The organism is Luteimonas sp. Soil_N_1 (genome assembly GCF_057656255.1).
In genome coordinates this window covers 182,414-202,617 of the sequence record NZ_JBDGKS010000002.1, presented here as the reverse complement: position 1 = coordinate 202,617, position 20,204 = coordinate 182,414, and the positions used below count along the sequence as shown (strand labels likewise).

Below are 20,204 nucleotides of genomic sequence, written 5' to 3'. Positions count from 1 at the left end.
CACGATCTGTGGATAACCCTGTGCATGAACGTCTCCAACCGCGATGTTATGCCGTGTTCAGTGCTGAAAAAGTGCCTTGGACAAAAAAGTGCCATTTCGTTAAATGTCATACGTATCAAAGGCTTATCCGTGAAACATTGTTGTCATGCAGCACCCTGCCGTGCTTCGCTTCAGCTGCATGACAGGAATGTGAGCCCTGTGAACAACTTGCACGGTCCCGGATGGTGCAGGGCCGCGATGTCAAGGCTTGGGTGGAGCCGGGTGATCGCTATGATGCGCGGCCGCCCTTGCGTCCTGCGATGACCATTTCCCAGCCGCCACCGCCAGGTATGTCCGCCGCCGTCGCCGCATTCCTGCGTGGCGTGGAGCGGCGGGCGGCTGCGTTCGCGCAGTGGCAGAGCGGGGACATCGAAACCGGTGACGCCGCGTTGGCGGTCGCGATGACCGACTTTGCGCAACTCGCTGGCAGCACGCCCTTCCCCGACTGGCCGCGCCGCTTCTGGGCGCAGTTGCTGGCCTCGCCGGCACTGCGTGCCCCGATGGTGCTGTCCGAGGACGGCGACGGCCTGCCGGCGCTGGCCGGTCTGGCCGGGGGGCCGCGTGTGACCGTGCTGCTGCGGATGGTCGCCGGGCTGGCCGAGCACGAGGCCGCCGCAGTCCTGGGTGTGACCCGGGCGACCTATCGCCTCGGGCTGCAGCGTGCGTTGCCGCATCGCGAAGACGGCAGTCCGGATCCCGAGGCCTGGAAACACATTGCCGACGCGACGCGGACGGCGATCCGTGCACTGCCACCCGACCGGCTGGCGCGTCTGGCCGGTCTCCGCGAGGCCGCACTGCGGGGTCAGGTGCCGCCGCTGCGGCGGTTTCCGCTGCAGGACGTGGGCCGGGCCGTCGAGGTGGAAGCCGCCGTGGTGCCGCCGCCGACGCGTGCACGCTGGTTGTGGCCGGCGCAGGGCGCCGTGCTGCTGACAATGCTCGTGCTGCTGGCGTGGACCTGGCGCGACGTCTGGCCGGGCGCGGGCATCGAGGACACGGTGCCGATCCGGGTCGAGGCCCTGCCCGCGGCCGAGGCGCCGGCAGCGACCTTCGATGACGAGGTCGCGCTGCTGACCGAGCCCGATTTCGAACTGCTGGCCGGATCCGACACCGCCGCCTGGCGCGAGGATCCGGCGTTCTATGCGTGGCTGTCGACACGGATCGAGACGCCGCCCGACGACACCCGCGATGCGCACCTCGAAAGCGTGCAGGACACCCCGGACGACGCGCTGGAGACCACCGATGCCGATCTCTGAGCGTCCGCTGCGCGGAACCGGGCTTGCCGCCGCGCTGGTGCTGTTGTGCGCGCCCTGCATCGCGGGTGCATTGCCGCCGGCATTGCAGGCCGGCACGCTGCCGGCGCCCGAACGTGCACGGCTGGAAGCGCGCGCGGCGCGACTGGCGGACATGACGCCGGATGACCGCAGCGCATTCGCTGCGCGCGTGGCGGCCTGGCATGCATTGCCGCCGCAGGAGCGCAATCGCCGGCGGATCTCGTACGGGGCGGCCGAGGCATTGCCGCATGCCGAGCGCATGCAGCTGCAGCAGGCCGCGGTGCATTTCGGAACGCTGCCCGAAGACGCGCAGCGGGCACTCCGGCTGGAGTTCGAACAACTCGACCAGGGGCTGCGGCGTGGCTGGCTGCTGGGCCCGGTGCTGGGCCTGGACTGGCCGGGCCTGCATCCCCTGTTCTCGGCGATGCCCGAGTCCGAGCGCGCACCCGCGCTGCTGGCACTGCGTGCGATGTCGGCCCAGGCACGCACCGATCTCGCAGCGCTGGCGCAGCGCACGCCGCCGCAGGAGCGTGATGCCCTGCGGGCCGAGTGGCTTGCGGTGCCGGCCGACGCGCGCGACGCCTGGCTGCGCGCACGCGTGTCCGGCGCACCCTGACGCGCCGCTACATCGCGTACAGCGCGTAGCCCGCCATCGGAATCGCGACGCTGAGAAACAGCGCGAAATACGCCATGCCGATGATCGCGAACTTGACCAGCGTCCATGGCCACGACTGGCCGTAGACACGCTTCTGCATCAGCAGCAGATAGACCGGCATCGCCCACAGCAGCAGGATCTGCGCGAAGCCGACGATGCCCGTCGACCACGCCGCGTGTGTCGCCAGCCAGGGCGATGCGAGCGCGCCGCACAGCACCAGCAGCAGCGCGAGCATCAGCGCCGCATGGCTGTAGAGGCCGACCACGACGTGTTCGAGATACAGCCGGGCGCGGAACAAGTAGAGCAGCTTCAGCAGCACCGCGAACAGCGGCACCAGGATGAAGAGCGCGGTCGGCGCGACGCCGAGCAGGGCGCGCACGAAGATCTGCGGATCGTCGTTGAACCGTGCGATGTTGCGCTCGATGCGCTCGCCGATCGGGCCGCCGATGGTCGGCGGGCCGGACATCGGCATGTCGGCATCGATGGGCGCGGGCGTCGCCGCGGCCTGTGTGTCACCGGCTGACGCACCGTCTGCGGGAACCGCACCGGTGCTGGTCGGCGCTGCGCCGTCGGGCGCGAGTGCCGCGATCCGCTTGTCTGCCTGCGCGCGCACGTCCGCCGCGGCGATGTCCAGCTGCGGGGTCACGCCCGGCAGTGCGCCGACGGTGCGGCGGGTCTCGGCGATGCCGGCGAGCGCGTCGTCGCGCATCGTCCGCACCTCGTCGACCGTCTGCGCCTGTGCGAACTCGGTGGCGACATCGTCGGTGCGCACCATCTGGCCGGGCTGGACATCCTGCATCGCGTCCTGGACCACGAACTTGGCGACGAAGAAGGTCAGCAGCGTCAGGATCACGAACAGCCGCATCGGCGCGACGTAGCGCACGCGGTGGCCGCCGAGATAGCGGTTGGCGATGCGGCCCGGCACGAACAGGTCGCGCAGCGTGCGGAAGATGCGGCCGTCGAGATGCCAGAACGATTCGAAGACTTCCTCCACCGCGTGGGCCACGTGGCGCACCGGGCTGTGCGTGGACTGGCCGCAGGCATGGCAGAAGTCGCCGTGCAGCGGCGTGCCGCAGTTCTCGCAGGCGGACAGATGCGCGTCATCGGACGGCAGCGGCGGCAGGGCAGCGTGGGACATGCGCGGACGGATTCCTGGCAGGCGCGCGGCACGGCAGCCGCGAACCCGGATTGGTGGACGGACCTTGGAACGCCGCGTGTCACTCCCCGTGTGCGGCGTGGCGCTAGAATGCCCCTCCTTCGCGCCCCGGTGCCAGCGCACGCATCCGTCGTACGCGCGGCCGCAGTCGCAGAGCCGTCCCCATGTCTTCCGCAATCACGCCGCCGCCCTTCGGTCATGAGGTGCGGCGCACCGCTGTTCTGGCCGCCCCGCTGGTCGCCGGCCATGTCGCCACCGGCCTGATCGGCTTCGTCGATTCCGTCATTGCCGGCCACCACGGCACCGCCACGCTGGCGGCGGTCGCGGTGGGCACCGCGATCTTCTGGCTGCCGCTGATGGTGCCGATGGGCACGCTTATGGCCGTGCCGCCGTCGGTGTCGCAGCTCGACGGCGAAGGCCGCCATGCCGAAGTCGGCCCCCTGTTCCGGCAGGCGATGTGGCTGGCAGCGGGTCTGGGCCTGGCGCTGTTCGGGCTGCTGACGGCGCTGGCCGCCGCGTTGGGTCCGTTCGGCATCGCGCCGGACATCGTGCCCGGGGCCACCGCGTTCCTGCACGGCATCCGCTGGGGCGTGCCGGCGCTGACGCTGTACTTCTGCATGCGCTACCTCAGCGACGGCCTGCACTGGACGTTGCCGACGATGGTCTTCGGCTTCGGTGGGCTCGTCGTGCTGGTGCCGATGGGCTATGCGCTCGCGTTCGGCTGGGGACCGTTCCCCGAAGGCGGCGCCGGCGGGCTGGGCATCGCGTCCGCGATCATGATGTGGACCCAGTCGATCGCATTTGCCCTGTATCTGGCGCTGTCGAAGCGTTTTGCGCGCTACCGGCTGTTCACCCGCTTCGACCCGCCGCGCTGGGCGGAGATCCACGCGCTGCTGCGCACCGGTCTGCCGATCGGCGTGACCGTGACGATGGAAGGCAGCCTGTTCGTGGTGACTGCGCTGCTGATCGGCAGGCTCGGCGAGATCGAGGCCGCCGCGCACCAGATCGCGATCAACGTCGCCGCGCTGTGTTTCATGGTGCCGTTCGGCCTGGCCGAAGCGACCACGGTGCGGGTGGGCAATGCGATCGGGCGCGGCCTAGGCAGTGCCGGCGTGCGCCGGGCGGGCTTCGCCGGTCTGGTACTGGTGCTGGTGACGCAGACGGTGTCAGGCGTGCTGCTGCTCCTGGGGCACGACCACGTGGTGCGCATCTACACCGAGGACGCCGCGGTCGCCGCGCTCGCCGGTTCGCTGCTGCTCTACGCCGCCGCGTTCCAGTTTCCCGACGGCATCCAGGCGCTCTCGGCCGGCGCGCTGCGCGGGCTCAAGGACACGCGCGTGCCGATGTTCCTCGCCGCGGCTGCGTACTGGGGCGTCGGCATGGCGCTCGGCGCGACGCTCGGTCTGGGGCTGGGCTGGGGGCCGAAGGGCATGTGGATCGGCCTGATCGCCGGTCTGACCGTCGCTGCCGTCCTGCTGGGCACCCGCTTCCTGCGCAGCAGCCGGCGCGTGCCCGCGCCGACCGTGGATCCGACGGCACAGTGACGACCGGCGCATGCATTGGCCTGTCGCGCCCGGTAGGCTGCGCCATGGGTAGGACTATGGCCGCACCGCTGCCGGCGGCCGCGAACCGAATTTTCTTCTGATGGAGCTGTTTTCCGCATGAGTACTGTGCAGCCACGCGCGCCGCTGACGCGCTTCATTGTCGGCATCTGGGACGGGATGAATTTCATCCGCCGGTTGATCCTCAATTTCCTGTTCTTCGGCCTGTTGTTCCTGGTCGCACTGCTGATCCTGATCGCGATCGTCAGCGGCGGTTCGCGGCAGTCGCCGCTGCTCGAGCGCACCACGCTGGTCATCGCGCCGGAAGGCGCGCTGGTGGAGCAGTACAAGTCCGATCCCTTCATGCGCGCGCTGGCCGAGAACAGCGGCAGTGGCGTCGGCGAAGTGCAGCTGCGTGACGTGCTGCGCGCGCTGGAAGCGGCGAAGACCGACGACCGCATCGAGCGCGTGCTGCTGCGCACCGACCGCATGACGTTCTCCGGCTACGCGTCGATGCGCGAAGTGGCGGACGCCATCAGCGAAGTGCGCGCGGCCGGCAAGCAGGTCGTCGCGTTCGGCGAGTATTTCGGCCAGCAGCAGTATCTGCTCGCCGCGCAGGCCGACGAGGTCTACCTCGATCCCGAAGGCGGCATGATGCTCGAGGGCCTGGCCGGCTATCGCCAGTACTACCGCGAGGCGCTGGCCGACAAGCTCGGCGTGGACGTGCACCTGTTCAAGGTCGGCGAGTACAAGTCGGCGGCCGAGCCCTACATCCTCGACGGCGCATCGCCGGAGTCGAAGGAAGCCGACCTGTACTGGATGAACGACATCTGGCAGCGGCACATCGCCGACATCGCCAAGGTGCGTGGCACCACGCCCGAGGCGCTCAATGCCGGCGTTGCCACGCTGCCGCAGGGCATCGAGGCCGCCCAGGGCGACCTGGCGCAGTACGCGCTGTCGCAGAAGTTCGTCGACGGCCTGAAGACGCGTGGCGAAGTCGAAGACCTGCTGATCGAGCGCGGCGTCGCTGACGAAGATGCCGAGGGCGGCTTCCGCCAGGTCTCGATGCGCGATTTCCTCGCGCACGTCTCGCCGGCAAGCTCGGCTGCGGACCGTCGCGACCAGGTCGCGGTGGTCGTCGCCGAAGGCGGCATCACCGGTGGCGAGCAGCCGCCGGGCACGATCGGTGGCGAGTCGACCTCGGCCCTGCTGCGCGAGGCGCTCGACGACGAGCACGTGAAGTCGGTCGTGCTGCGCGTCGATTCGGGCGGCGGCGAAGTGTTCGCCTCCGAACAGATCCGTCGCGAGGTCGATGCACTCAAGGCCGCCGGCAAGCCGGTGGTGGTGTCGATGGGCGACGTCGCTGCATCGGGTGGCTACTGGATCAGCATGAACGCCGATCGCATCTACGCCGACGCGTCGACGATCACCGGTTCGATCGGCATCTTCGCGCTGGTGCCGACCTTCCCGCGCACGCTGGAGAAGATCGGCGTGCGCACCGACGGCGTCGGCACCACGCCGTTCGCGGGTGCGTTCGATCTGACGCGTGAGCTGCAGCCCGAAGCGGGCCAGGCGATCCAGGCGATCATCGACCGCGGCTATGCCAACTTCATCGGCAAGGTGGGCGAAGCGCGTGGCCGCAGTGTCGAAGAGATCGACACCGTTGCGCGTGGCCGGGTGTGGAGCGGGACCCAGGCGCTGGATCGTGGTCTGGTCGACGAACTCGGTGGCCTGCGCACCGCGATCGCCAAGGCCGCCGAACTCGGCGGGCTGGCGGACGACAGCTGGCGCGTGCGTTACGTCGAGAAGACCGCGACGCCGTTCGGCCGTTTCCTGACCGGATTCGTCGGGGGCCGTTTCGGCGGCGCGCTGGTCGGCCACAGCGACATTGCCCGCGGCCTGCTGGCGCGCGTGGCGCCGCGTGCCGAACAGGACCTGCAGCTGCTCGAAAGCGCGATCACGCCGCAGCCGGGTCGCCCGGTCAAGGCGGTCGCGTACTGCTTCTGCGAACTCTGAGTCCGCGCGGTTCCTGAAACGCAAACGGCCCGCCATTGGCGGGCCGTTCGAGTTGGCGGTAGCGGCGAGCCGGCCGCGCGGGACGCTCAGCGGCGGACGTCGAGCCGGCCGCTGTCGACCAGCGCGTCCACATCGGCGACGCCGACGAGATTGAAGTCGCCCGGCACGCTGTGCTTGAGGCGCGCAGCCGCAAGACCGAACGCGAGCGTGCGCGCATCGTCCAGACCCGACAGCACGCCGTGCAGCACGCCGGCGGCGAAGGCATCGCCGCCGCCGATGCGATCGACGATGCCGTCGACGGGCAGGGCATCGATGCGGTGCACGCTGCCGTCGCGACGTACCATCAGCGCGCCCAGCGCATGGCGGTCGACGCTGTGCACCGTGCGCTGCGTACATGCGATGCGCTGCAGATGCGGGAACGCGGCGAAGGCACGTGCCGATGCCTGCAGGGTGCGCTCGGCACTGGCGTGCTCGCCGGTCTCGGATGCCTCCGCGCCGAGCACGAGATCGATGTCGCGGTGATCGATGAAGGCGATGTCGGCCTCGGCCAGCAGACCGCGCAGCAATGGCGCCGGCGCGTCGTTCCAGGTGGCCCACAGCTTCGGCCGGAAGTTGCCGTCGAACGACACCGTCGTACCGCGGGCGCGTGCGGCGCGCACCGCGGTCAGTGCCGCGTCGGCGGCGTTCGGGCCGACCGCCGGCGTCACGCCCGAGACGTGCAGGCAGTCGATGCCGTTGAGCAGCGCCGGCCAGTCGTAGGTGTCCGGCGCCGCGCGTGCGAAGGCCGAATCGGCGCGGTCGTAGACCACGTCGCTGGGCCGCAGTCCGGCGCCAGCCGCGAAGAAATACAGGCCCATCCGGCCCGGCGCCCGGATGACCCGAGAGACATCCACGCCGTGCCGGCGCAGTTCGCCCAATGCGCCGTCGCCCAGCGCATTCGCCGCGACCGTACCGGCCAGCGCGGTGTTGTGACCGAAGCGTGCGAGCGACACCGCGACATTGGTTTCCGCGCCACCCACGTGGACATCGAGATGCCGCGATTGCAGCAGGAATTCGCGCCCGGGAGCGCCCAGACGCAGCAGAAGCTCGCCGAAGCAGAGTATGTATTTGGCCATTTCCGGATCATCCATCGGGTGGTGCCGCCGATGCGGCGGCGGAGAGGTCTGTCGCGCCGCAGCATGCTTCGCGCAGGACCTTCTGATAGCGTTTGGCCTGCGGTGTCATCCGGGCCTCCGGCAGCCACCTTAACAAGCGCGCCGAAGCAGTCAAGACGCGCCACACAATGAGCTTCGCACCCTGGGAGGGGACGAAATGACGCAGTTGCATCGCAGCAAAAAGACACCGGTTACCTTGTTGGCGGCAGGCATCGCCGTCGCATTGCAGATGGCGGCCCTGCCTGTGCTCGCACAGTCCACGCCCGTCGATGCGGCGACAGCCGATGTCGAGGAAATCGCACCGGTCAGCGATGCGACGCAGTTGGATGCCGTGCGCGTGGTCGGTTACCGCGCCAGCGTGGAACGCGCGCTGGACATCAAGCGCGGCGAAGCCGGTGTGGTCGATGCGATCGTGTCCGAGGACATTGCGGACTTCCCCGATCTCAACCTTGCCGAGTCGCTGCAGCGCATTCCGGGCGTGTCGATCACCCGCGACGGCGGCGAAGGCCGCAACATCTCGGTCCGTGGCCTCGGGCCGCAGTTCACCCGCGTGCGCATCAACGGCATGGAGGCGATCTCCACGACCGGCGGTACCGATACCTCCGGCGGCGTGAACCGTGGCCGTTCGTTCGACTTCAACACCTTCGCGTCCGATCTTTTCAGCCAGCTCATCGTGCGCAAGACCGCGTCGGCCGACGTCGAGGAAGGCTCGCTCGGCGCGACCGTCGACCTGCGCACCGCCCGTCCGTTCGACTTCGACGGTTTCACCATGGTCGTCGGCGGCCAGATGGGCTACAGCGACCTGTCCGAGGAGTACAACCCGCGCGGCACGTTCCTGGTCAGCAACACTTTTGCCGACAACAAGCTCGGCGCGTTGATGTCGGTGGCGTACACCGATCGCACGATCGTCGAAGAGGGCTCGGACTCGGTGCGCTGGGCCGGCGGTACGACCAACGGCGGCTTCAGCGCCGCCTCGCCGTTCGCGGCCGCGCGTGGTGCGGACATCTACCACCCGCGCATTCCGCGCTACAACAGCTACCGCAGCGAGCAGGAGCGCCTGGGCGTCACCGGCTCGATCCAGTTCCGTCCCAGCAGCAGCACCGAGCTGGTGTTCGACGGCCTGTACGCGCGTTTCGACTCCAACCGCTGGCAGGACAACATCAACGGCCTGTCCTTCAGCCGCAACCGCACCGGTACGCCGGGCAGCGCCAACTTCGTGCCGGGCAAGCCGGACGTGATCGTGCGTGAGGGCGAGATCGATTCGACCGGAAATCTGGTCTACGGCGTCTTCGACAACGTGAGCATTCGTTCCGAAGGTCGCTACGACGAGCAGACGACCGACTTCCAGCAGTGGAGCTGGACGCTGCGTCACGACTTCAACGATGCGTTCCGGTTGAACGCCCTCGTCGGCAATGCAAAGTCCGAATACGACAACCCGATCCAGACGACGGTCATCGCCGACCGCTACGGCGTCAATGGCTATTCCTGGGACTATCGCGGCGATCGCCGTCTGCCCGCGATCAGCTACGGCAATTTCGACCCCACCGACACCACGGGCTGGACCCTGTCGGAAATCCGCCTGCGCCCGTACCGGGTGGTCAACGAATACGACAATGCGTCGCTGGATCTGACCTGGATCGCGTCGCCGTTCTTCAGCCTCAAGGGTGGCGCGTCGTACAAGGATTTCACCTTCGACGTGCAGAGCTGGGGCCGCGGCGTTGCGGGCGGCAACCGCGTCGAAACCGTGCCGGCCGGCCTGGTGAGCAGCGCGGCCCTGTCCGACCTGATGCGCCAGTACAACATCCGCGCCGGTGGCGCAGGCAGTGCAGTGGTGCCCGATGTCGCGGCATTCGCGCGCTACCTGGGCATCCATGACGGCACCGGCCTGTTCGAAGTGCGCAACGACCTCAACAATCTCGCTGCCGACAACCGTTCGGTCAACGAGCGCGTCAAGGGCTACTTCCTGCAGGGCGAGTTCAATTTCGACATCGGCCAGGTGCCGATCCGCGGCAACATCGGTGTGCGTCGTGCCGAGACCCGCCTGACCAGCGATGGCTCGTCGATCATCGGCGGCCGTCCGGTGGCCACGCGCGTGATCAACGAGTACAGCGACACGCTGCCGTCGTTGAACGTGGTGGCCGAACTGACCCCCGATGTGCTGGTGCGCTTCTCGGCGGCGGAAGTGATGAGCCGTCCGGACCTGGGCTTCCTCAATCCGGGCGCATCGGTCAGCGTCGCAGGCGGCGCGCGCACGATCACCACGGGCAATCCGCGTCTGGATCCCTTCCGCGCGAAGACCCTCGACCTGGGCGCCGAGTGGTACTTCGGCGAGGGCGCGGCGGTCTCGGTCGGTCTGTTCTACAAGGACATCGACAGCTACGTGCAGACCTCGCGCGAAACGCGTCCGTACTTCACGTCGGGCCTGCCCGAATCGCTGATCGCCGGCACCGGCGCGACCGTCAATGACGACTTCACGTTCCAGCAGCCGCTCAACACGCCGGGTGGCGACCTCAAGGGCATCGAAGTCGGCTACCAGCAGCCCTTCACGTTCCTGCCGGGCGTGTGGAGCGACTTCGGCGTGCAGCTCAACTACACCTGGGTCGACTCCGAGATCCAGTACCTGAGTTCGACCGGTGCGCCGTCTGCAAAGGGCCCGATGGTCGGCCTGTCGCAGAACGCATGGAACGCCACGCTGTACTACGACAACGGCACCCTGTCGGCCCGCGTGTCCGCGGCGTATCGCGACGAGTATGCGAACAGCATCCCCGGTCGCGAAGGCACGGACATGGAAGGCACGGCGGCGACCACCACTGTCGATGCGTCGGTGTCCTACAACTTCAACGACAACTTCTCGATCTCGCTCGAAGGCCTGAACCTGACCGACGAGTGGAACGACATGTGGATCGACAGCAATCGCGACCTGCCGATCGCCTACACCCACACCGGCCGCCAGTACATGGTGGGGTTCCGCTACAAGTTCTGACCGCAAACCGGGGTTGGATCTGACAAGGCCGGGGCGGCAACGCCCCGGCCTTTTTTGTTGTCCGGTCACGCAGGGTCTGTGACCGGCAGCGCTTTTCAACAGCGCGATTTATTGCATTCGCTACCGTCTTGCTGCGTTGCAAGATGCCGGCCCGGAGGTGCGCTGGTAGCGTACGCACCCTCGATGGCCATCGGTGTCATTGATCAACCAGAGGAGGCGCGCAACGCGACCTCCCGTCAAACAAGCAGCACATACGTTTCGGGGAGTGGAGCGCGAATGGATCGGATCCGTGATGGCCGGAAGACACCGGTTACCTTACTGGCCGCGGGTATCGCGATGGCGCTGTCCGCGCCCGTGATGGCGCAGCAGGCCAATGACGAGCAGCGTGCGGTGGACATGGCCGCGGTGACGGTGACCGGCTATCGCGAGAGCCTGCAGAAATCGCTGGACGAGAAGCGCTACAGCGTCGAGCAGGTCGATGCGATCTTCGCCGAGGACATCGGCAAGTTCCCCGACCAGAACCTCGCCGAGTCGATGCAGCGCATCGCCGGCATCTCGATCGACCGCGAAGGCGGTGAAGGCCAGCGCATCTCGGTGCGCGGTCTGGGTTCCGACTTCACCCGTGTGCGCCTCAACGGCCTCGAAGCGCTGGCGACCGCCGGCAGCGGCAGTGCCGGCGTCAACCGCTCGCGCGGCTTCGACTTCAATACCTTCGCCTCCGAACTCTTCAGCCAGGTCAAGGTCAACAAGACCCAGTCGGCGCAGATGGACGAGGGCTCGCTCGGCTCGACCGTCGACCTGCGCGGTTCGCGCCCGTTCGATTTCAAGGGCTTCCGCGCATCCGCCAGCGCGCAGATGGGCTACAACGAACTGTCCGAAGAGAACGATCCGCGCGTGTCGGGCCTGGTCAGCAACACCTGGGCCGACGGCCGCGTGGGCGCGCTGCTGTCCGCGTCGTGGAGCCAGCGCACGATCTACGAGGAAGGCTACAACCCGATCCGCTGGGAGCACGGCAACCACCGCAACTCCAACCAGTCCAACGCCAACAACAACGGCACCTACGGCTTCTGTTCGCCTGCCGGCTACAACCCGCAGACGCCGCGTAACCCGCTGGCCAACGAGACGCCGATCGGCACCGGCAGCCAGGCCAACCAGGACCGCAACAACGGCTGGGGCAGCTACGGCATCAATGCCGCCAACTGTGGCATCGGCCTGCCGCGCCCGGCAGCGACGCCGGAGAACATCGCGGCCTACGAGACCGCGACCAACGCCTGGCTCCCGCGCTATCCGCGCTACGTGCGTACACAGCACGAGATTGAACGCCTCGGTGTCACCGGCGCGTTCCAGTTCCGCATCACAGACGACACGCTGCTGAGTTTCGACGCGCTGTATTCCAGGCTCGAGAAGGACCAGCGCGAGGATTCGCTCGGTGCCAACCTGCACCGTGCCGCCAACCTCGGCGGCAAGACCCAGATCATCGTGCGCGAGGCGCAGGTCGACGACCGCAACCGGCTGCAGTACGGCGTGTTCGACAACGTCGACTTCCGCACCGAGTCCAGCCAGATCGAAGAGTCGACCGAGTTCAAGCAGTTCAGCCTGCAGCTCGAACACCGCTTCAACGACGCGGTGCGCCTGGATGCCACGATCGGCCACTCGTCGTCCGATTACGGCCGTCCGGTGTTCTCGATGGTCAGCTTCGACAACGCCAACCTCGACGGTTTCGTGCTCGACCTGCGCGGTGATCCCGAGATGCCAAGCATGACGTTCCCGTTCGACACCGGCAGCGCCGACGCGTGGCAGTGGCTGGGCTACGGCGCGGTGCCGGTCAACAGCAACGGCACCGCCCGCGGCGCGAACATCAGCGAAGTGCGTCTGAATCCGAGCTACGTGAAGAACGCCTTCGATTCTGCCAAGGTCGACCTCTCGTTCGACATCAATCCCACTTTCACCTTCCGCACGGGCCTGGCGTGGAAGGACTACGACATGCGCAGCGAGGAGTACCGGCATATCAGCTACGGCCGTCTGCCGCAGGCGTTGCCGGCCGGCGTGACCATCGGTGACCTGAGCACCACGCTCGAGGGCTTCGGCAAGAACCTGTCGGGCAGCATGCCCGCCGCGTGGCTGATTCCGGACTTCGACAAGATCGCCGGTCTGCTGAACATCTACAGCGATGCCGACAACGGCGTGCCGGGCGGCGACTATCGCCTGGCCGGCGTCGGCCATTTCGGTGCGTCGAACAACAACTTCTCGGTCAACGAACGCAGCATGGCGACCTACGCCCAGCTCGACTTCAACAGCGACCTGTTCGACCGTCCGTTGCGCGGCAACCTGGGTGTGCGTCTGGTCAAGACCCAGATCAACGCCTCGGGCTACGCGCCGTGTCCCACCGGTGGCGAGGCGAACTGCGAAAGCGTGTTCGGCGTCGCGAACGCGACCACGGCCGCCGGCGACCGCTTCGTCGTGGAGAGTGTGGTCGGCCACAACTACACCGACGTGCTGCCGTCGCTGAACCTGTCCTGGGATCTCACCGACACCTTCGTCCTGCGCTTCGGCGCCGCCAAGACGATGGCGCGTCCGACGCTGGCCTACATGTCGCCGAGCGTCACCGGTGGCCCGACGAACTTCTTCGACGACGGACGCTTCTACTCGATCAACCTCGGCAATCCGAAGCTCGATCCGTTCCGCTCGACCAACTACGACCTGAGCGCCGAGTGGTACTTCGGCGAGGGCGCCCTGCTGTCGGCTGCCGTGTTCTACAAGGACATCGACAGCTACGTGCAGCGCACACGCCTGCTGAGCACGTGGTCGGACCTGGGTTACTCGCTGGATCTGCTGCCGCCCGGCTTCACCGCCGACACCATCTTCAACGTGCAGAGCTACTACAACACGCCGGGTGGTCCGCTGAAGGGCTGGGAGCTGACCTACCAGCAGCCCTTCACCTTCCTGTCGGGCATCTGGAGCAAGTTCGGCGTGCAGATGAACTACACGCATGTCGATTCGGACATCGAGTACATGTTCAGCACCGCGGCCAGCAACAACACCGCGGTCGTGACCCAGATCACCGAGAACCAGCTGGTGAACCTGTCGCCGAACTCCTACAACGCCACGCTGTATTACGACGACGGCCGCTTCAGCGCACGCGTGTCGACCAGCTACCGCGACGGCTACATCGGCGAAGTGCTGAGCCGCGAGAACGTGTGGGACCTGGACGGCAACCAGTTCGGCACTGCCGACGTGACCGGCAAGCACAGCGTGCGCAACGTGGACTTCAACACCTCGTACAAGGTCAACGACAAGCTCAGCCTGACGTTCGAGGCGATCAACCTGCTCGACACGCCGGACCGCCGCTATGTCGATTCCGATCTGATGCTGCCCGACCGCTACACCGTGACCGGTCGCCAGTACTACGTCGGTGCCCGCTATCGTTTCTGAGGTCTCCCGGCGTCGCCCACCGCCGCCGTCCGCACGACGGCGGCGGCAACGCATCTGCTTCGCGCTTGCGTTGTGGATGCTCGCGCCGGCCGCCATGGCCGCGCGCACCTTCGATGTCGGCACCGGCAACGGTGCCTTCGGCACGCTCCAGGCCGCGGTGGATGCCGCGGTCGCGGCCGGCGACACCGCCACCATCCGTATCGCCGCAGGGACGTGGCGCGGCGTCGTCGACGTGCCGCCGGACGCACCGGCACTGCGGCTCGTCGGTGCGGGCGCGGCGCAGACACGTATCGTCCACGACCACTACGCCAGCCGGATCGATCCACGCACCGGAAACGCCTTCGGCACCTACGGCTCGGCGACGATGTTCGTGCGCGCCGATGACTTCCATGCCGAGGCACTGACCATCGCCAACGACGCCGGCCCGGTCGGGCAGGCGGTCGCGCTGGTGGTCGATGGCACGCGCGCGTCCTTCGACCGCGTCCATCTGCTCGGCCACCAGGACACGCTGTACCTGCGCAAGGCCGGCACGCGTGCATGGTTCCGCGACTGCCGCATCGAAGGCACCGTTGACTACGTGTTCGGCGCAGCCACCGCCCTGTTCGAGCGCTGCACGCTGCACTCGGTGGGCGATGGCTACGTGACCGCACCGTCTACACCGGCGGATCAGGCCGACGGCTTCGTGTTCCGCGACTGCACGCTGAGCGCCGCGCCCGGTGTGCGTCGCGTGTATCTCGGACGGCCCTGGCGGCCGCACGGTGCCACGCGTTTCGAACGCTGCCGCATCGATGCACCGGTGCCGGCCGAGGGCTGGCACGACTGGGGCAAGCCGGAGAACCGGGCGACCGCGCGTTTCGTCGAGTACGGGAACACCGGCCGGGGCAGCGCGCTGGGCGGCCGCGTACCGTGGTTGCACGACACCGCCACCGCGGCCGACACCGCAACGCTGATGCAGGACTGGAGACCGTTCGAATGAGAATTCCGATGCGCGCGATGCAGTGCGCCGTGCTGCTGGCAGGTCTGGCCGTCGTCAGCGCCGCGCTCGCCGCCGGGGCGGATCCGGTCGCCGAGCGCATGCTGCAGGCGCAGACTGCATCGGGGGGCTGGCCGAAGCATCTCGCCGGCAAGGCCATCGATTACGCGAAGCCCTTCGACGCCGCCGCGACTGCGGCACTCGCGCAGGCCGATCGGGCCGACGACGCGACGATCGACAACGATGCGACCACGCGCGAGATCGTGGGTCTGGCCGAGGCCTGGCGCGCGCACGGCGACGACCGCTACCGCGATGCGGCACTGCGTGGCGTCGACTATCTGCTGGCTGCGCAGTACGCCAACGGCGGCTGGCCGCAGTTCCATCCCGACCGTTCCGGCTATCGCGGCCAGGTCACCTTCAATGACGACGCGATGACCCAGGTGGTCGGCTTGCTGCAGGACATTGCCGAGGGCGAGGGCGCCGTCGCGCCGTTGCAGCCGCTGCGTGGCGACGCCGCCGCGGCGGCCGCCGGGCGTGCGATCGCGCTGATCCTCGACCTGCAGGTGCGCATCGACGGCACGCCGACCATCTGGGCCGCGCAGTACGACGAGACGACCCTGCAGCCGGCGACCGCGCGCAGTTACGAGCTGGCGTCGCTGGCGACCGCCGAGTCGGTGACGATCGTGCGCCTGTTGATGCGTCAGGCGCCGTCGCCTGCCATCACCGGGGCGATCGACGCAGCGACCGCATGGTTCGAGGCGCATGGCCTCACCGATACCGCGGTCGAACGCATCGGGCAGGACGGCACGCGCCCGCGTGACGTCCGCCTCGTCGCGCAACCGGGCACCACGACCTGGGCGCGGTTCTACGATCTGCAGCGGCAACAGCCGTTGCTGGTCGATCGCGGCGGCGCGGTGGTCGCGTCGCTCGCTGACATGTCGGACGAACGCCGCACCGGCTATGCCTGGTACGGCATCTGGCCGCAGGCGCTGCTGGAAAAGGATCTGCCGCAGTGGCGCCGACGCCATGCGCTGGCGGGCCCCCGGGCCGACAATCCGTAACCCACGTGCCGGCGATTGCCGGCGCGTCGCTGTCGAGGAGAAAGGTTTGAACCAGATGTCGAAGCGAGTCCTGGCCGTCGCCTGTGCGCTGGGCCTGTCCGCCGCCGTCCATGCGGACGATACGCCCCGCCTGCTGTTCCACGTGTCGGCCGATCAGGATTTCGTCGCCGATACCGCGGCCGGCGATCCGGTGCCGAACTTCAAGGACAAGGTGCGCCTGGTCGATGATGGCGTGCGCGGCCGCGCGATCGAATGGGACGACGACGGCGTGCTGTCGTGGAACGCACCCGGCAACATCGACGCCGCGCGCGGCACGCTGAGCTTCTTCTGGCGCTCGCGCGATCCGGTCGGCGAGGCGCCGTTCGTGATCTTCCGCGTCGGCTATGCCGACCACTCCAGCTGGGACATGGCCTGGCTGCGCATCGACTGGAACGGCGAAGGCTTCGACGCCTTCGTGACCGACGCCAACCTGGCGCGTACGCGCGTGTCGTTCAAGATGGACGCAGCCCCCGCCGCCGATGCGTGGACGCATGTGGCGTTTGCCTGGGACGAGACCATCGGCGTGCGCCTGTACATCGACGGCCGCGAGGTCGCGCGCGAAGAACGCCCGGCGAATGCGCAGGCGGGCTTCGACTACGACGCGGGCCTGGACCAGTTCGGGCTCGCCGCGCGCATTCTTGCGCCGCACCAGGTGCAGAGCCGCTACAACTTCCTGCGCGGCAGCGATTTCGACGACATCCGCGTGCACGACCGCATGCTCGACGCCAGCGGCGTGCAGGCCGTGCGCAGCTTCCGCGCGCCGACCGCTGCGGTCGCGCCTAACGATCGCCATGCCGCGTGGCTGTTCCGCCACGGCTGGGAAAACGGCGCCGCGCCGCCGGTGCTCGACGCGCCGGTGACGACGATCCGCAAGGTCGAGTTCGCCGACACCAAGGACCTGAAGCAGTGGATGTGGAAGGCCACCGACGGCATCGCCGAGACGACGTGGCCGGGCGTCTATAACCGCTCGCGGCTGCGCGGGCGCGACGACTACTTCCAGCTGCCCGACTGGAACACCTATGTCGACGGCGGCAAGGCGCTGGATCTGACCCTGCCTGACGAGCCCTTCAACCGCATCGAACTGCGCGGCGCCGCCTACGGCGAAGCGACCTACGGCGCCGATGCCGACACCCAGCAGCCGTTGTTCGCGCGGCCGCAGGGTGTGGTGCGCAGCGTCGATGATTTCGAGACCCGCCAGGGCGGGCATCTGCGCTTCGCCAACACCGCGCAGGAAACCCCGATCCAGGAAATCTGGGCGTATCACGTCAGCGATGCTGCCGAGCCCGAGGGCTCGGTGAAGCAGGCCTACACGATCCGCAGCAATGCCGAGATCGACTACACCAACCTTGCCGATCTGCGCGAGTTCATCGAAGGCCGTTACGCCCCCGAGGAGCGCAGCATGGTGCTGGCGCTGCCGGGACGCGCGGCGTTCCGCGAACGGACCACGTCGCCGGTGCGCGAGGCCAAGCAACCGATCGTGCATGTGCTGATTCCGTCGGGCATCGGCAATGCGCCTGCCGCGCAGCCGTTGATCCGCAGCTGGGCGCACAGCTGGGAGAATATGTACGACGGGCTCGACGGCATCGCCATCGATATTCCCGCGCTGGACCTGCCGGCGACGCACAGCGTGGACGGTGCGGCCGCGATCCCGCTCAACATCCGCATCAAGGATCCGATCTGGCCGGCGCGCGACATGATCGACGTGTCGGTCTCGGTGACGCCGGGCGAGAAGCGCACGCTGTGGCTGGACATGCGCGACCGCATCCTGACCAAGGACAGCCTCTGGATCAGCATTGCCTCGGCCGCACCGGGCTTCGATGCGACCGCGCTCGACGGCGCCGAAGTGCGCATGGTCTACAAGCCGCGCGAAGAGGCCATTGCCGAGCACGTCGCCGACCGCTTCAACCAGGTCCGCGACAACTGGGGCTTCCTGGTCGAGGAGCACACCACGTCGAAGCGTCAGCGTCTGTATGCGCGCGCATTCGCCGACATCAGCGATCTGCTGCGGGTGGATCCGGGCCACGAACTGGGCCGGCGTTACTGGAACTACATGAGCTACAACAGCCAGGGCCTGCCGCCGTTCGAGCAGCCCGAGGCGCCGGCTGGCGTGCCGTTGTGGGCGTTCCGCCAGCTCGAAGACCTCAAGGCCGTGCGCCACTTCATCGAGTGGTGGATCGACGAGCGCCAGGTCGAATTCGGCGATTTCGGTGGCGGCATTTCCGATGACAGCGATCTGTCGCAGCAGTGGCCGGGTCTGGCGCTGATGGGCGTGATCCCGGACAAGATCAACGCCTCGATCACCGCGCTCGCGGATGCGGCCTACGAGAACGACATGTTCGTCGGTGGCCTGTCGACAATCGAGACCGACGAGCTGCATGCCTACGAGGAAGGCATCAACACCAACAGCGCGATGTACCTGCTCAACTGGGGCGACCCGCTGACGACAACGCGGCTGATGGAAACCGTGCGCGATCTCGACGAGAAGATCGTGCTGCGCAATCCGCAGGGTCACGTGCTGTTCTCGAGCAACTGGTTCGGCGGCAACAAGGTCTACCGCGAGCCGCGCTGGCAGTGGCAGAAGCCGTATTCGTTCCCGGTGCTGCATCCGGCGTTCCTGCTGGGCGTGTTCAATGCCGATCCGACCAGCCGCGCGATGATCACCGGCTTGGCCGATGGCTATCTCGCACACGCCTACACCGACGAGAAGGGCGCCTGGCAGCTGCCGAACGAGATCAACTGGGCGACCGGCGAGCGCCGCGGCGGCGATCTGTTCGACGGCTCCGGTGGCGCCGACACCATGCACCTGTACTGGGCCGCGTGGCGCTGGACCGGTGACGACAAGTACCTGCAGCCGCTGCAGTACCGCGTGGACCGCAGCGGACCGGCGGGCCTGTCGAATCTGGCCGAGAACTACGTCGACGTGCTCGGCAAGCGCGAGGACTGGGGCATGCGTCTGCAGCAGTCGGCCGACAAGGGCGACACCGGCGTGCAGAGCGTGTTCGCCTGGCAGCAGACCGGCAACAAGGCGTATCTCGAAGCCCTGCATGCCGACGGCATCCAGGCCAAGGCGATGCGCGAATACATGAACACCGAAGGCCACTGGTGGTCGGATCGCGTCGATGCGCCGAGCGAGTTCCTGCAGCGCGCTCGTCTCGGCGGTCTGGCCCTGCGTCGCAACACCACGTATCCCGGTCACACGGTGAGCTGGCGCTTCGCCGACGACGCGCAGGCGGAAACTGTCGCACTGCTGGTGTCGGCGCCATCGCGCGAGGCGTTCAAGGTGATCGCGCACAACACCGGCGCGCGTACCGCGAACGCGGCGATGACCGGCTGGAACGTCGCGCCCGGCCGCTGGCGCATCACCAGCGGTGTGGACCGCAACGGCGACGAGATCATCGACGGCCGCGCGCAGACGCGCGAGGTGCTGCTGGAGTCCAGCACGTCGGTGGAGCTGTCGTTCGCGTCCGGCCAGACCCAGGTGTTCGAGTTCGAGCTGATCGAAGCCGGCACGCCGGTGGAGATGCGCGCCGACATCGGCATCGGTCGCGGCGACGTGCGCGTGGTCGACGGTGCGGTCGAGGTGACCGTGCACAGCCTCGGCCATGCCGATGCGCCGGGCGGCGTCGCGATCCTCGAGGACGCGCGTGGCCGCGAACTTGCGCGTGCCGACATTCCCGCACTGGCAGCACCGCGCGATCTGCAACCGCGCACTGCCACGCTGCGTCTGGAACCTGCATCGGGCGTCGATCCGCGCGGTGGGCATGTGCGCATCGCCCTGCCGGGCGACGCGGAGGAAGTGACGCGGCTCAACAACGTCGCGCCGGTCCCCTGAGCAAGGACGCGCTTCGGCCCTGCTACGGGCCGGAGCGCGTACTTTCGAGGGA

Annotated in this window: 11 protein-coding genes; 9 read left to right on the top strand and 2 right to left on the bottom strand. The window is 68.0% G+C overall.

Features of this window, described 5'->3' with window-relative positions:
* Positions 1–329: 329 nt before the first annotated feature.
* Both AC3A4E_RS14655 and AC3A4E_RS14650 read left to right on the top strand, forming a co-directional pair.
* A complete protein-coding gene (locus AC3A4E_RS14655; RefSeq protein ID WP_487632230.1) occupies positions 330–1,292 on the top strand; it encodes a hypothetical protein in 963 nt (320 codons plus the stop codon).
* The gene (locus AC3A4E_RS14650) at positions 1,279–1,926 is read left to right on the top strand and encodes a DUF3106 domain-containing protein (RefSeq protein ID WP_487632229.1); all 648 of its coding nucleotides are present in this window, start codon (positions 1,279–1,281) and stop codon (positions 1,924–1,926) included. Before AC3A4E_RS14655 ends, AC3A4E_RS14650 begins: the two co-directional genes overlap by 14 nt.
* 7 nt (positions 1,927–1,933) lie before the next feature.
* Here AC3A4E_RS14650 and AC3A4E_RS14645 read toward each other — a convergent pair whose 3' ends face one another.
* Positions 1,934–3,103 carry a DUF3667 domain-containing protein gene (locus tag AC3A4E_RS14645; RefSeq protein WP_487632228.1) on the bottom strand — a complete coding sequence of 390 codons (1,170 nt, stop codon included), beginning with the start codon at positions 3,101–3,103 and terminating at the stop codon, positions 1,934–1,936.
* Positions 3,104–3,285: 182 nt separating this feature from the next.
* Between AC3A4E_RS14645 and AC3A4E_RS14640 the strand changes: the two genes are divergently transcribed.
* Both AC3A4E_RS14640 and sppA read left to right on the top strand, forming a co-directional pair.
* A complete protein-coding gene (locus tag AC3A4E_RS14640) occupies positions 3,286–4,665 on the top strand; it encodes an MATE family efflux transporter (RefSeq protein WP_487632227.1) in 1,380 nt (459 codons plus the stop codon).
* Positions 4,666–4,782: 117 nt separating this feature from the next.
* Positions 4,783–6,678: a signal peptide peptidase SppA gene (gene sppA / locus AC3A4E_RS14635; RefSeq protein ID WP_487632226.1), complete on the top strand. Its 1,896-nt coding sequence runs from the start codon at positions 4,783–4,785 to the stop codon at positions 6,676–6,678.
* Positions 6,679–6,764: 86 nt separating this feature from the next.
* Here the strand turns inward: sppA and AC3A4E_RS14630 are convergent, their stop codons facing one another.
* Positions 6,765–7,793, bottom strand: a complete 1,029-nt coding sequence (locus AC3A4E_RS14630) for a sugar kinase (RefSeq protein ID WP_487632225.1) — start codon at positions 7,791–7,793, stop codon at positions 6,765–6,767.
* Positions 7,794–7,989: 196 nt separating this feature from the next.
* Between AC3A4E_RS14630 and AC3A4E_RS14625 the strand changes: the two genes are divergently transcribed.
* From AC3A4E_RS14625 to AC3A4E_RS14605, 5 genes are all read left to right on the top strand, one after another.
* A complete protein-coding gene (locus AC3A4E_RS14625) occupies positions 7,990–10,815 on the top strand; it encodes a TonB-dependent receptor (RefSeq protein ID WP_487632224.1) in 2,826 nt (941 codons plus the stop codon).
* A 336-nt stretch (positions 10,816–11,151) separates the two neighbouring features.
* A complete protein-coding gene (locus tag AC3A4E_RS14620; protein WP_487632428.1) occupies positions 11,152–14,247 on the top strand; it encodes a TonB-dependent receptor in 3,096 nt (1,031 codons plus the stop codon).
* A gap of 76 nt (positions 14,248–14,323) precedes the next feature.
* A complete protein-coding gene (locus AC3A4E_RS14615) occupies positions 14,324–15,223 on the top strand; it encodes a pectinesterase family protein (protein ID WP_487632223.1) in 900 nt (299 codons plus the stop codon).
* Positions 15,224–15,231: 8 nt separating this feature from the next.
* Positions 15,232–16,281 (top strand): pectate lyase, encoded by a 1,050-nt coding sequence (gene pelA, locus AC3A4E_RS14610; RefSeq protein WP_487632222.1) that lies wholly within the window; start codon positions 15,232–15,234, stop codon positions 16,279–16,281.
* Between the two features lie 55 nt (positions 16,282–16,336).
* Positions 16,337–20,152: a LamG-like jellyroll fold domain-containing protein gene (locus AC3A4E_RS14605; protein WP_487632221.1), complete on the top strand. Its 3,816-nt coding sequence runs from the start codon at positions 16,337–16,339 to the stop codon at positions 20,150–20,152.
* Positions 20,153–20,204: the final 52 nt, after the last annotated feature.